Annotated in this window: 14 protein-coding genes; 8 read left to right on the forward strand and 6 right to left on the reverse strand. The window is 72.8% G+C overall.

All coding sequences use genetic code 11. From position 1 onward, the window contains the following. The first annotated feature begins 3 nt into the window (after positions 1-3). Positions 4-975, forward strand: coding sequence for a CDP-diacylglycerol--serine O-phosphatidyltransferase (pssA, locus tag FHX81_RS18990; protein WP_141979441.1), 972 nt, complete (start codon positions 4-6; stop codon positions 973-975). 515 nt (positions 976-1,490) lie between these two features. Here the strand turns inward: pssA and FHX81_RS18995 are convergent. After that, complete coding sequence (locus FHX81_RS18995) at positions 1,491-2,072, reverse strand: peptide deformylase (protein ID WP_141979442.1); 582 nt, start codon at positions 2,070-2,072, stop codon at positions 1,491-1,493. Between the two features lie 111 nt (positions 2,073-2,183). Here FHX81_RS18995 and FHX81_RS19000 point away from each other — a divergent pair, with 111 nt between their 5' ends. Continuing rightward, complete coding sequence (locus FHX81_RS19000) at positions 2,184-2,480, forward strand: DUF3263 domain-containing protein (protein ID WP_073887775.1); 297 nt, start codon at positions 2,184-2,186, stop codon at positions 2,478-2,480. Further along, entirely contained in the window at positions 2,477-3,130 is a 654-nt protein-coding gene (locus tag FHX81_RS19005; RefSeq protein ID WP_141979443.1) for a LytR C-terminal domain-containing protein, read from the forward strand. The genes FHX81_RS19000 and FHX81_RS19005 overlap by 4 nt, the downstream gene beginning before the upstream one ends. Positions 3,131-3,133: 3 nt before the next feature. Here FHX81_RS19005 and FHX81_RS19010 read toward each other — a convergent pair whose 3' ends face one another. Further along, positions 3,134-5,389: an AAA family ATPase gene (locus tag FHX81_RS19010; protein ID WP_141979444.1), complete on the reverse strand. Its 2,256-nt coding sequence runs from the start codon at positions 5,387-5,389 to the stop codon at positions 3,134-3,136. Positions 5,390-5,700: 311 nt separating this feature from the next. Continuing rightward, entirely contained in the window at positions 5,701-6,465 is a 765-nt protein-coding gene (locus FHX81_RS19015; RefSeq protein WP_246107883.1) for a hypothetical protein, read from the reverse strand. A gap of 217 nt (positions 6,466-6,682) precedes the next feature. Between FHX81_RS19015 and thiC the strand changes: the two genes are divergently transcribed. The 4 genes from thiC to FHX81_RS19035 all read left to right on the forward strand — a co-directional run bounded on the left by thiC (position 6,683) and on the right by FHX81_RS19035 (position 10,156). Next, complete coding sequence (gene thiC / locus FHX81_RS19020) at positions 6,683-8,332, forward strand: phosphomethylpyrimidine synthase ThiC (protein ID WP_141979445.1); 1,650 nt, start codon at positions 6,683-6,685, stop codon at positions 8,330-8,332. After that, positions 8,332-9,135 (forward strand): bifunctional hydroxymethylpyrimidine kinase/phosphomethylpyrimidine kinase, encoded by an 804-nt coding sequence (gene thiD, locus FHX81_RS19025; RefSeq protein ID WP_141979446.1) that lies wholly within the window; start codon positions 8,332-8,334, stop codon positions 9,133-9,135. The genes thiC and thiD overlap by 1 nt, the downstream gene beginning before the upstream one ends. 168 nt (positions 9,136-9,303) lie before the next feature. Further along, positions 9,304-9,561, forward strand: a complete 258-nt coding sequence (locus tag FHX81_RS19030; protein ID WP_141979447.1) for a hypothetical protein — start codon at positions 9,304-9,306, stop codon at positions 9,559-9,561. Between the two features lie 34 nt (positions 9,562-9,595). Next, positions 9,596-10,156, forward strand: a complete 561-nt coding sequence (locus FHX81_RS19035; RefSeq protein ID WP_141979448.1) for a VanZ family protein — start codon at positions 9,596-9,598, stop codon at positions 10,154-10,156. Here FHX81_RS19035 and FHX81_RS19040 read toward each other — a convergent pair. Beyond that, complete coding sequence (locus tag FHX81_RS19040; RefSeq protein ID WP_211363511.1) at positions 10,083-10,667, reverse strand: helix-turn-helix domain-containing protein; 585 nt, start codon at positions 10,665-10,667, stop codon at positions 10,083-10,085. The genes FHX81_RS19035 and FHX81_RS19040 overlap by 74 nt on opposite strands. A 17-nt stretch (positions 10,668-10,684) precedes the next feature. Between FHX81_RS19040 and FHX81_RS19045 the strand changes: the two genes are divergently transcribed. Beyond that, positions 10,685-11,131, forward strand: coding sequence for an SRPBCC domain-containing protein (locus FHX81_RS19045; protein ID WP_141979449.1), 447 nt, complete (start codon positions 10,685-10,687; stop codon positions 11,129-11,131). A 152-nt stretch (positions 11,132-11,283) separates the two neighbouring features. Here the strand turns inward: FHX81_RS19045 and FHX81_RS19050 are convergent, their stop codons facing one another. Beyond that, entirely contained in the window at positions 11,284-11,715 is a 432-nt protein-coding gene (locus FHX81_RS19050; RefSeq protein ID WP_141979450.1) for a MarR family winged helix-turn-helix transcriptional regulator, read from the reverse strand. 58 nt (positions 11,716-11,773) lie between these two features. Continuing rightward, entirely contained in the window at positions 11,774-12,529 is a 756-nt protein-coding gene (gene thiG / locus FHX81_RS19055) for a thiazole synthase (RefSeq protein ID WP_141979451.1), read from the reverse strand. Between the last annotated feature and the right edge of the window lies 1 nt (position 12,530).

Raw genomic sequence — 12,530 nt, forward strand, 5'->3', positions numbered from 1 at the left:
CCGATGGCTCCCAGCGGGCCGGGGATCAGGCTGCTGCCCAACGCCATCACGGTCCTCGCGATGTGCGCGGGGCTGTCGGCCGTGCACTTCGCGATCATCGGGATGTACGGGGCCGCGATCGGGTCCATCGCGGCGGCGGCCGTGTTCGACGGTTTGGACGGGCGGATCGCCCGGCTGCTCGACGCGACCAGCAAGATGGGCGCCGAGCTGGACTCGCTGGCCGACGCGATCTCGTTCGGCGTCGCGCCCGCGCTGGTGATCTACGTGTGGAAGTTCGACCCGGGTCGCGAGGGCTGGGTCGTCGCGTTGATCTTCGCGGTGTGCATGGTGCTGCGGTTGGCGCGGTTCAACACGTTGCTGGAGGTCGAGCAGCCACCGTTCGCGAAGGAGTTCTTCGTCGGCGTGCCCGCGCCGGCCGGCGGCCTGTTGCTGCTGCTGCCGTTGATCGTGGACGAGCAGCTGGGCCGGTCGGGGTGGTGGTCGGGTTCGGCGGTCGTGGCCGCGTGGACGGTCGGGATCGCGTTGCTGCTGGTGAGCCGGATCCCGACGCTGTCGGTGAAGACCATCAAGGTGCCGCCGCGCTTCGTCGCGCCGCTGCTGGTGCTGGTCGGCCTGCTGGCGGCGGCCGTCATCACGTTCCCGCTGGTGGCGTTGATCGCGGCGATGCTCGTGTACCTGGCGCACCTGCCGTACTCGGTGCGGCGGTACCGGTGGCTGGCGAAGCACCCGGAGGCGTGGTCGGTGCCGGCGGCGGATCGGCGGGCGATCAAGCGGGCGCACGGCGTGGCGGCGCGGCGGTTGGGGTTGCGGCAGCCGTTGGGTGGCCGGGTGGCGGGAGCGGCGATGCGTGCCGTGCGGCGGCCTCGGCGGACTGTCGATCCAACGCAGGTGGCGGCGGAGACGAACGGTCAGGCGAGGCCGGGCAAGCGGCGGGGGTGGCGGCAGATCGGCTTGCGCCGGCATGATCGGCCGTAGGTCGGTGCACCGGCTCTGACCTGCTGTTACGTGCGGTGACTCCGTGCACGATCGGGTGATCTTCGGTCCGATCATGAATGGAAACGCCGTTATCGGGATGCTCGGACGTCGGTTGGAACAACGAGGCCGGCAACCAACCCCCACTCGCCCCGACCACCCCCGGTGGCCACGAGCAGCGGCGTGGCGGTGGCCATTGCCGGTGGGTGCTCGGCCGACTGGCCGGCGGCGGTGACCATCGACGGTCGGCAACGGGCCGGCCGTGGCGGTGACCGTTGGCCGTTCGCGGCGCGGTGGCCGGCGGCGGTGGGCGTCAGCGTCACGCGGGGAACAGCCGGCGCCCCGCAGAGCGGCAGCGCCCCCGGCGTCGCCCGCGGCTGCCGCACCTGTGATCGTCCGCAGCAGCCCGGACTCCGCAGCAGCCCCGGACCCGCAGCCGCTCCCGCAGTCCTGTCCCCCGTGGCCGGCACGCGAGCCGTGGGGCCCTGGCCGGTTGTCGCCCGGGCCCCTCGTCGCGGCTAGTCCTCGTCGTCGGCGAACGGGTCTTCGGAGGTCGCCGGGTCCCACGACAGGCCCGGCACGCCCCAGCCGTTGGCCTTCAGCATCTTCTTCGCGGCCCGCTTGTGCCGCCCCACCAGCCGGTCGAGGTAGATCACGCCGTTGAGGTGATCGGTCTCGTGCTGCAGGCACCGCGCGAAGAACCCGGTGCCCTCGACCTCGACGGGCTTGCCGTCGCCGTCGAACCCGGTCACCTTCGCCCACGTCGCCCGCCCCGTCGGGTACGACTCGCCCGGGGCCGACAGGCAGCCCTCGAAGTCGTCGTCCGGGTCCGGCATCCCCAGGGGGACCTCGGAGGTCTCCAGCACCGGGTTCACCACGACGCCGCGGTGTCGCACGCCCTCGTCGTCCGGGCAGTCGTAGACGAACAGCCGCAGGTCGATCCCGATCTGGTTGGCCGCCAGGCCGACACCGTGCGCCGCCGCCATCGTCTCGTACATGTCGTCGATCAACGTGCGCAGCGACTCGTCGAACACCTCGACCGGGCGGGTCGGGTTGTGGAGCACGGGATCTCCGGCGATCCGGATCGGGTGAACTGCCATGGCGTGCAGCCTAACGGCGCGTCGATCGGGACGCGCCGACCGATGAGCCGACCCACACCAAGATCACGTGATGTAATGGCACCCACGCACGGGACACGGCTGAGGAGCCAGATGGACGCCGCAGAGGCACTGGCGCCGGCGGAGGGGCCGGACGACGGTTTGAACGACCGGGAGCGCGAGATCCTGGCCTTCGAACGCCAGTGGTGGAAGTACGCGGGTGCGAAGGAACAGGCCGTCCGGGAGCTGTTCGACATGTCCGCGACGCGCTACTACCAGCTGCTCAACGCGTTGATCGAGAAGGAAGAGGCGTTGGCCGCCGATCCGATGCTGATCAAGAGACTGCGCAGGTCCCGCTCCGGCAGGCAACGCGCCCGCGCGGCGAAGCGGCTGGGCGTCGAGCGCCGATGACGAACCCGGAACAGCCGGCGGGCCCCGCGCACCCCGCACGCGCCGCGGGCTACGCGCTGCTCGGCGTGGCCGTCATCGCCCTGGTGATCGGCTTGGTCAGCCTGTTCACCGGCGGCCCGGACGACGAACCGCCGGCCGCGCAGTCGACCCCGCCGTCGACGACCTCGGGCACGTCCGACAGCTCCGGCACCCCGACCGGCGAGGCGACCACGACCCCGTCGCAGCCGCAAGCGCCGTCGTCGGAGACCTCGGCGGCGTCACCGCCCGGCACGACCGCCGCGCCGACGCCGTCCGCGAACGCCGGTGCCACCACGACGGAAACGCCGCCGCCACCGGTGACCACGACGCCGAAGGTGCCGGTGCGCGTCTACAACAACAGCACCACCCAGGGCCTGGCCGCCCGCGCGTCGGACGACGTGCAGCGCGCCGGGTGGGAGGTCGCCGAGAAGGGCAACTACTCGTCGGGCAACATCCCGACGACCACGGTCTACTTCCGCCCCGGCACCGAGGAGGAAGCCTCGGCGCGGGAACTGGCCCGCATCCTCAACGCCCGGGTGGAGCCCCGGTTCGACGGGATCCAGAGCGCCCACCCGGGGATCATCGTGATCGTCACCAACGACTACAGGGGACCGTCCGGCAAGGTCTCGTGACCCTCACCGCTCGCGGGACTTGGCGTAGGCGGCGAGGGCGTCGAGCTGCGCCGGGTCCAGCGACGGCCGGACGGCTCCACGTGCGGTCGCGAGGTGGGCGCCCGTCACCTCCGCCGCGGCCAGGGACTCGCGCATCGCGGTCAGCGCGGCCTCGCGGATCAACGCCGCGCAGTCCGCCGCCGAGTACCCGTCCAGCTCCTCGGCCAACGCGTCGAGGTCCACGTCCGACGCCAACGGCGTGTTCCGCGACGACGCCCGCAGGATCTCGGCCCGCGCGTCGGCGTCCGGCGGCGGCACGTACACCAGCCGCTCCAACCGGCCGGGCCGCAGCAACGCGGGGTCGACCAGTTCGGGCCGGTTCGTGGCGCCGAGCACGATGACGTCGCGCAGCGGCTCGACCCCGTCCAGCTCGGTGAGCAGCGCCGCGACGACCCGGTCGGACACGCCGGAGTCGGACGACTGGCCGCGTCGGGGTGCCAGCGCGTCGACCTCGTCCAGGAACACCATCGCGGGTGCGGCTTCGGCGGCGCGCCGGAACAGCTCGCGCACGGCGCGTTCGGACTCGCCGACGAACTTGTCCATCAGCTCGGCGCCCTTGACCGACAGCACGTTGAGCCGGCCGGTGCCCGCCAACGCGCGCACGAGGAACGTCTTGCCGCATCCCGGTGGTCCGTACAGCAGGAGGCCGCGCGGGGGTGCGACGCCGAGGCGTGCGAAGGAGTCCGGGTACTGCAACGGCCACAGCGCGGCTTCGGTGAGGGCTTGCTTGACCTCGGTCATGTCGCCGACGTCGTCCAGCGTGAGGCCGCCGGTCCGCAGCGTGTCCGAAGTGGACATGGAGATCGGGCGGACGATCTCCAGTGCTCCCAGGAGGTCTGCCTGGCCGACGCGTGGTTCGTCGACGTCCCGCTGGCGCAGGGCGGCTCGGAGTGCGGCTTCGCGGCGCAACGCGACCAGGTCGGCGGTGACGAAGCCGGGGGTGCGGTCCGCGATCACCCCGAGGTCCACATCGGACTCGACGGGCACGTCGCGCAGCAGGACGCGGAGCAGTTCGGTGCGGGTGTGGCCGTCGGGCAGGGGTAGGACGAGTTCGCGGTCGACCAGTTCGGGGACCCTCAGCCGGGGGTCGATCGCTTCGGGGTGCGCGCTGGTGACGGCCAGCGCGACGCCGTCGGGTCGGCCGCGCAACGCGTCCAGCACGACGGTCGCCACGGGCGGTGCGGAAGCCGCGGGCAGCAGCGCTTCGACGTCGGTCAGCAGCAGCACGGCGGGCGCTTGCCGTTGGGCTTGGGCGAGGGCGTCGGCGACGCGTTGGGCTGCCGCGTTGGCTTCGAGCACGGCGATGCTGGGGGCGGCGACCTCGATGACGGTCGCTTCGGCACCGTGGGCGACGGCACGGACGAACGTCGCCTTGCCGACCCCTTCGGGCCCGCTGACCAGGGCCGCCAGTCGGGGTGCCGCGCCCAGCCGGGCCAGCAGCTCGGGGTGGCTGAACGTGAGGTCGAGCCACTCGGCCAGCCTCTTCGCCGCCTCCTGCTGCCCCACCAGGTCGGCCACCGGCACCGGCGGCACCGACACCTCCACCGCGCTCGTCGTGGCGTTCGCCGCCGCCGTGCCTGTCGCGACGACCGCTTGGGCGCTCGATCCCGCGCCGACCGTGACCGTGCCGCTGCCCGACACCGCCGGCGGGTCACCGGTTCGCGCGCCGTCGCGCCACCCGACCACCGTCGACGGCTGCACGGCCACCGGCCCGTCGGCGGGGTCGGCGGAGGTGATGGTCAGCAGTTCGTTGGTCCACGTCATGCCGATGGCGTTGGACAGCTTGCGGCGGGTGGCGCTCACGTCCGCGCCGGGCGGCGGGGCCAGGTCCTGCGGGAGCAGGGAGACGGCGTCGCCGACGGTGAGGACCTTGCCGGTCAGCGCCATGCGGAGCGTCTCCGGCGTGAGGCCGGTGCTGGCCAACCGCGACCCGGCCACGATGACCGTGCGGGCGGCGGCGACGTCCACCGGCGCCACCACCACTTCCGCGCCTTCGACCACGCCGAGGTTCGACAGCGTGACGTCGTCCACCAGCACGACGCCGGGCGGGCCGTCGCCGGCGGTCGCGGCGGCGAGGGCGGCGCTCACCCGGGCACCGGTCAGGCGGACCGCGTCCCAGGCGCGCAGGCCCAACGCGTCCAGCACCTCGGGGTGCAGGCGCACCACGCCGCGTCGGGTGTCCAGGGCCGAGGGGGACAGGCGGGCGGTCAGCGTGATCACGGGGTGAGCGTAGTTGGGGTGTGCGGTCGACGGCGCGCGGTCGGGCCAGGTCGGGGCGGGCGGGGCAGGCCGGCGACGGCGGAAGCGGCGGCGGTGCGGCGGCGAGGGCGACGACGGCGAGGCGGGCTGCGGTGTTCGGCAGCTGTGGCGGGCGACAGGACGGTCGGGGTCGGCGGGCGGGGGTGGGTCGGGGCGAGTGAGGGGGTTGAGGGCGGCCTCTTCGTTTCAACCGACGTTCGAGGGGCCTCGTAACGGCGTTTTGGTTCATGGCTTCGGTGACGATCACCCGGATGGGTGGCCCGGCAGTGCGGTCAGACCGGGTCCGCGGCAGGTTCGCCCGGGCCGGGTCGTGGTGCGTCCTCGACCGCGTCCGCAGCGACAACGGGCTGGTCGAGGTGGGTTCGGGGGCGGTGGTCGGGGCGGGCGGGGCGTGCTGGGCGGCGCCACGGCAGTTCCGGGAACGAGGTCAGTTCGACGTAAGTGGCGCAGCCCGCCAGTTCCGCGTACGCCCCGGCCAGCACGGCGGCCCGGAGGCGGCGGACCTGGCCTGCTGTCGGCAGCTCTCCCACCAGCAGGAACGGCAGCAGCAGGCGCCACGCGCCGACGGTGGCGGCACGGTGGCGGTGAGGGGCGCGGACGGTGGCGCGGGCGGTCCGCAGGGCGTGCTCGCCGGCTGTGATGGCGGTGGGGTGGCCGGCGTGGTCCCAGGACCAGCGCAGGCCGTCGGCCATCGCGCAGCGCACGCAGTCGGCCGGTCCGGTGGCCAGTTCGTCGCCGCACTGGGAGCACGCGAGCAGGGTCATCGCCCAGTCGGTGCAGGTCCACGGGTGCCGGCCGACCTCGTCGGCCAGGACGAGTTCGGCCAGTTCGCGCTCGCCGGCGCCGCCTTCGGCCAGTTGTTCCGCGGCGAGCAGTTCCTGCCAGTCGAGCAGCCAGTACTGGTCGACGAGCTCGGCGCAGAACCGGCACGCCGGGTAGCCGCGGCCCGCGAGGTCGCCGCACGAGGGGCACGGCGAGACCGCGGCGGGGCGGGCCACGCGCCGGGCGCCGGGCGGGAACGGCCGGTGATCAGCCACGCGGAGAAAGGTACGCGCAAACAGTGGCGCTTGGCATCCGGACCTTGGCACGGCACCGGGCCGTGGCTAGGGTCAGGCCCGGGAGCAAGGCACCGACAACTCAACACACGCGGGAGCTCGCGCCACAGCGGGCTGAGAGGGCGGCTGGGACGGACGGGTCCCGGTGCCGCCGACCGCCTGAACCTGACCGGGTAATGCCGGCGTAGGGAGGAATGCCGTGACGGCACTCGACGACCGTTCGGTCAAGCCCAGCGTCACCACCGGGCCCATCTCGGGCTCCCGCAAGGTCTACCGCGAGGTGGGTGACGGCGTGCGGGTCCCGTTCCGCCGGGTGGGGCTGACCAACGGCGAGCACGTCGACCTGTACGACACCTCCGGTCCGTACACGGACGACAGCGCGACCATCGACGTCCACAGTGGACTGCCGAGGTTGCGCGCGGACTGGGTCGCGGCACGGGAGCCGGTCGGCGGGGCGGTGACCCAGCTGGCGTACGCCAAGGCGGGGGTCGTCACGCCGGAGATGCGGTTCGTCGCGGCCCGCGAGGGCATGAGCCCGGAGTTCGTCCGGGACGAGGTGGCGATCGGTCGGGCGGTCATCCCGCTCAACCGCAACCACCCCGAGGCCGAACCGATGATCATCGGGAAGAAGTTCCTGGTGAAGATCAACGCGAACATCGGCAACTCTGCCGTGACCTCCTCGATCGAGGAGGAGGTGGAGAAGATGGTGTGGGCGTCGCGGTGGGGCGCGGACACGATCATGGACCTGTCGACGGGCAAGCGGATCCACGAGACGCGCGAGTGGATCATGCGCAACTCGCCGGTGCCGATCGGGACGGTGCCGATCTACCAGGCTCTGGAGAAGGTGGACGGTGACCCGGCGAAGCTGTCGTGGGAGGTCTACCGGGACACCGTCGTGGAGCAGGCCGAGCAGGGTGTCGACTACATGACGGTGCACGCGGGCGTGTTGCTGCGGTACGTGCCGCTGACCGCGAAGAGGGTCACGGGCATCGTGTCGCGCGGCGGGTCGATCATGGCGGCGTGGTGCCTGGCGCACCACAAGGAGAGCTTCCTCTACACGCACTTCGAGGAGCTGTGCGAGATCCTGCGCGCCTACGACGTGACGTTCTCGCTCGGTGACGGGTTGCGGCCGGGGTCGATCGCGGACGCGAACGACGAGGCGCAGTTCGCGGAGCTGCGGACGTTGGGCGAGTTGACGCACGTCGCCCGGTCGCACGACGTGCAGGTGATGATCGAGGGCCCGGGTCACGTGCCGATGCACAAGATCGCGGAGAACGTGCGGTTGGAGGAGGAGTGGTGCGGCGAGGCGCCGTTCTACACCCTCGGACCGCTGGCCACGGACGTCGCGCCCGCGTACGACCACATCACGTCGGCGATCGGGGCGGCGCAGATCGGCTGGCTGGGGACGGCGATGCTGTGCTACGTCACGCCGAAGGAGCACCTGGGGCTGCCGAACCGGGACGACGTGAAGACGGGCGTGATCACGTACAAGATCGCGGCGCACGCGGCCGACCTGGCCAAGGGGCACCCGGGCGCGCAGGACCGGGACGACGCGCTGTCGAGGGCGCGGTTCGAGTTCCGGTGGGAGGACCAGTTCAACCTGTCGCTGGACCCGGACACGGCGCGGTCGTTCCACGACGAGACGCTGCCCGCGGCGCCGGCGAAGACGGCGCACTTCTGCTCGATGTGCGGGCCGAAGTTCTGCTCGATGAAGATCACGCAGGACGTGCGGCGGTACGCGGCGGAGCGTGGTCTGTCCACTGTGGAGGCGATCGAGGCGGGCATGTCGGAGAAGTCGCACGAGTTCGCCGACCAGGGCGCCAAGGTGTACCTGCCGGTGGTGGACTGATGGCCGCCACCCCGCCCCGCGTGCTGACGATCGCCGGGTCCGACTCGGGCGGTGGCGCGGGCATCCAGGCCGACCTGCGGACGTTGTTCGCGTGCGGTGTGCACGGGATGACCGCGATCACGGCGGTGACCGTGCAGAACTCGCTGGGCGTGACCGGGTACACCGAGATCCCGCCGGACGTGGTGGCCGCGCAGATCGAGGCGGTCGCCTCGGACATCGGGGTGAACGCGGCGAAGACGGGGATGCTCGCGTCGGCGGCGATCATCGAGGCGGTCGCGGCGGCGGTGGACCGGGTCGACGTCGGGCCGTTCGTGGTGGACCCGGTGGCCGCGTCGATGCACGGGCACCAGTTGTTGGCCGACGACGCGCTGGACGCGGTGCGGACGCTGCTGTTCCCGCGGGCGACGTTGGTGACGCCGAACCTGGACGAGGTGCGGCTGATCACCGGCATCGAGGTGCGCAGCCGTGCCGACCAGCGCAAGGCCGCCGAGGCGCTGCACGCGATGGGTCCGCGGTGGGTGCTGGTGAAGGGCGGGCACCTGTGGGACGACCCGGAGTGCCTGGACGTGCTGTACGACGGCGCGGAGTTCATCGAGCTGGTCGGGCCGCGTTACGACGTGAAGCACACGCACGGCAGCGGGGACACGTTGGCGTCGGCGATCGCGTCGCAGCTCGCGCGGGGTGCGGACGTGCCGTCGGCGGTGCGGTTCGGCAAGGACTTCATCGTCCGGTCGGTCGCCGCCGCTTACCCGTTGGGTGCTGGTGTCGGTCCCGTGTCGCCGTTGTGGCGGTTGGAGGGCTAGCCGCGGAGGGGTGGCGGTCGACCTGACCGGCGCTCCGGAGACGATGCCGGCGATGCTGTGCGCGGGCGCTCGACGCCCGCGCACAGCGCCGCTGGACGACCGGACGGCCGAGTTTCGGGCGAGAGCGGCTGACTGTGTACCTGGTCGAGGACGAGGTGCAGGGGGCTCGTGCGGCGGGTCACCGGGCGGTTCACGGGCGGTGAGCTGCTGTCCGACGTGTACGGGTCGTTCGGGATCAGGGTGCAGCGGTTCGTGCCGGCGGTGCGGCGGGCGGGGGCGACGCCGCGCTGGGGGATGGACGACCCGACCGCCGTCGAGGGTTGGCACGCGGGGTTGCGGTGCGTGGGGCGGTTCCCGATGTGGGCGGTTGCCGGAGGTCGGGGACGTGGGCCGGGTGCCGCGGTACCGGTTCTAAGGTTGCTCTAAGCCACCGGTGCGGGGTTCGCGCGTCTTGTAGGGCATGAGCGCAGTCGGTCAGGACGCCTACATCGCCGAGTTGGTGTTGAACCAGCCCGAGACCGTGGCGGCGCTGTTCTCGGGGGCGGTGCTGCTGGGCGCGGTCGGGTTCGTGCTGGCGCGGTACCGGGGGTGGGCGGCGCTGCCCGCGGTGCTGGCCGGGTTCGGGTTGGCGCTGGCGGTGGCCGCGACGCTGGCGCGGCCGGGTGGGACGTTCACGGTGGTGACGACGGACCCGATCGGGATGTGCGTGGGGAACGAGTTCTCGCTGACCGGGTCGTTGCAGCGGTTGAACCTGGTGATGCTGGTGCCGTTCGCGTTCTTCGCCACGCTGGCCACGCGGCGGCCGTGGGCGGTGCTGGGCGTGTCGGCGGCGTTCAGCGCGTCGGTGGAGTTCGTGCAGGCCCTGACCGCGATCGGGGTGTGCGAGGCGCAGGACTTCCTCAACAACACCGCGGGCGCGTTCTTCGCCGTGCTGGTGGGGTGGCTGGTCACAGCCGCCGCAGGTAGCCCTCGTACAACGCGCGCAGGTCGACCGTCCCGGGGTCCAGCAGCCACAGGGTGAGCGCGCCTTCGAGGAACGCCACCAGCTCGGTCGCGCGGTCCTCGCCGAGCCGTGCGGCGAAGGCCCGGCGCAGGGCCCGGTTGCGGGCCAGGAAGCGGGCGCGGACGTCCGTGTCGCCCGCCAGGTGCTCGGCTTGGAGCACGACGTGGAGCGTGGCCAGGCCCTTGTGCGCCATCGTGTAGTCGGCGTCGGCCAGCAGCGCGGCTTTGAGCCCTTCGACGCCTTGGTCGGCGTGCCGGCTGACGCGGGCGGCGGCGCGGGCGTCGAACTCGTCGAGGACGGCTTTGAGCAGGTTCTCCTTGGAGCCGAAGTGGTGGATGAGGGCGGACGGCGTGACGCCCGCGCGGGCGGCGATGGCGGCCACGCCGGTGCCCGCGTAGCCCTGGGCGCCGAACAGCTCGATGGCGGCGTCGACCAGCGCGCGACGCCGTTCGACGCCGCGTTGCTGGACCTGACCCTTGACCCCGGCGATGGTCGGGAGTTTATCGGGGTGACGGCCGACCGCGCGCATGATTATCCTGCACGACCATGCAGGGAAATGAGTTGAGGACGACGATCTCGATCGACGCGCCGATCGGGCGGGTGTGGGCGGTGCTGACGGACTTCCCGCGGTACCGGGAGTGGAACTCGCTGATCGAGTACGTGTCGGGGGTGGCGGTGGCGGGCGCGGAGGTGCGCACGCGGGCCGCTTGGGGGTCGCCCGCGGAACGCGAGTTCGAGGGGCGGATCACGGCCGTCGAGCCGCCGCGGCTGCTCGCGTCGGAGGGCGGCGACCCGGAGCTGTTCTTCGGCCGGCACCGGTGGGAGCTGGCGGAGGAGGCGCCGGGCGTGACGCGGCTGGTGAACCGGGAGACGTGGACCGGGCCGTTGGCGGCTTCGGTGTACGCGTCGAGCCGGGAGCTGCTGACCGGGGAGTTCGACGCGTTCAACCGGGCACTGAAGGCGGAAGCGGAACGGCTCGCGCGGACCGCGTGAACGCTGCGCAGGCGTCCCCGGCAAGGGGACCCCTGTTCTTCATTCTGCCAGGTGGGTCCGACAATTCCGGGCGGTGCGGGCAGGTCCGGAACGGGCAAGTTCGCAGCAGGCCGGGCAGGCCCGGAGGGGCAGGGGTCTCGGCGCGACCCGGATCAGCCGGCCTCGCCGACCAGTTCCTCCAACGCGGGCAGGGCGTTCACCAGGGCGTCCCGGTGCTCGGGGCTCAGCTCCTCGATCCGCCGCTGCAGCTCCCGCACCCGCGCCGACCGCACCCCGGACACCATGGTCACGCCCTCCGGCGTCGGCGTCGCCAGCCACGCCCGCCCGTCCTGGGGGTCCGGTTCCCGCCGCACGTACCGGGCCTCCACCAGCGCCGCCACGATCCGCGACAACGTCGGCGGCGCGACGCCTTCCTTGGCGGCCAGGTCACCCAGCCTCATCGGGCCGCACCGCGCCAACGTGGCCAGCGCCGACACCGCGCCCGGCCCGAGACCGGGCGAGCCGGTGCGCCGCAGCAGCCGGGAAAGCCTGCCGATCGCGAGGTACAGCCGGGCGGTGGCGTCCTCGACCTGGTCGGCCGTCACGGCACTCCTCCTCGGGCAGACGGACACGGGCGAGCGTCCATCATGCCGTGCCCGGCAATCACCCCACTGCCGGACTCGACGCGTGCGCCCAGAAACGCTTCGGGATCCGCCCCGCCAACCGGGCCAGCCGGCCGGCCTCCACGCCCGCCCGCATCGCCGCCGCCATCCGCTCGGGGTCCTGCGCCCTGGTCACGGCGGTCGCCAGCAGCACGGCCGAACAGCCGAGCTCCATCGCCAGCGCCGCGTCCGACGCCGTGCCCACGCCCGCGTCCAGGATCACCGGCACGGAGGCGCGCGACACGATCAGCTCGATGTTGTGCGGGTTGCGGATGCCCAGCCCCGTCCCGATCGGCGAACCGAGCGGCATCACGGCGGCGCAGCCGACCTGTTCCAGCCGCAGCGCCAGCACCGGGTCGTCGTTGGTGTAGGGCAGCACCACGAACCCGTCGTCGACCAGCTTCTCGGCCGCGTCCAGCAGTTCCACCGGGTCGGGCAGCAGGGTCTGGTCGTCGGCGACGACCTCCAGCTTCACCCAGTCCGTCTCCAGCGCCTCGCGCGCCAACCGGGCCGTCAGCACCGCTTCGGCGGCGGTGCGGCAGCCGGCCGTGTTGGGCAGCGCCGACACGCCCAGCCGCCCCAGCAGGTCGAGCACGCCGCCGCCGGACGCGTCCAGCCGCCGCATCGCGACCGTGGTCAGCTCCGTGCCGGACGCCACCAGCGCGCGTTCCAGCACCGACAGGTTCGCCGCGCCTCCGGTGCCCATGACCAGCCGCGAGCCGAACTCGCGGCCCGCGATCACCAACGGGTCGTCCACG

The organism is Saccharothrix saharensis, from assembly GCF_006716745.1.
Classification (GTDB): domain Bacteria; phylum Actinomycetota; class Actinomycetes; order Mycobacteriales; family Pseudonocardiaceae; genus Actinosynnema; species Actinosynnema saharense.

What these genes read in the sequence shown, in the direction of transcription:
- pssA (WP_141979441.1), top strand. Translation starts at nt 4, where the DNA reads ATGGCTCCCAGCGGGCCGGGGATCAGGCTGCTGCCCAACGCCATCACG.
- FHX81_RS18995 (WP_141979442.1), bottom strand. Translation starts at nt 2,072, where the DNA reads ATGGCAGTTCACCCGATCCGGATCGCCGGAGATCCCGTGCTCCACAAC.
- FHX81_RS19000 (WP_073887775.1), top strand. Translation starts at nt 2,184, where the DNA reads ATGGACGCCGCAGAGGCACTGGCGCCGGCGGAGGGGCCGGACGACGGT.
- FHX81_RS19005 (WP_141979443.1), top strand. Translation starts at nt 2,477, where the DNA reads ATGACGAACCCGGAACAGCCGGCGGGCCCCGCGCACCCCGCACGCGCC.
- thiD (WP_141979446.1), top strand. Translation starts at nt 8,332, where the DNA reads ATGGCCGCCACCCCGCCCCGCGTGCTGACGATCGCCGGGTCCGACTCG.
- FHX81_RS19035 (WP_141979448.1), top strand. Translation starts at nt 9,596, where the DNA reads ATGAGCGCAGTCGGTCAGGACGCCTACATCGCCGAGTTGGTGTTGAAC.
- FHX81_RS19040 (WP_211363511.1), bottom strand. Translation starts at nt 10,667, where the DNA reads ATGCGCGCGGTCGGCCGTCACCCCGATAAACTCCCGACCATCGCCGGG.
- FHX81_RS19045 (WP_141979449.1), top strand. Translation starts at nt 10,685, where the DNA reads ATGCAGGGAAATGAGTTGAGGACGACGATCTCGATCGACGCGCCGATC.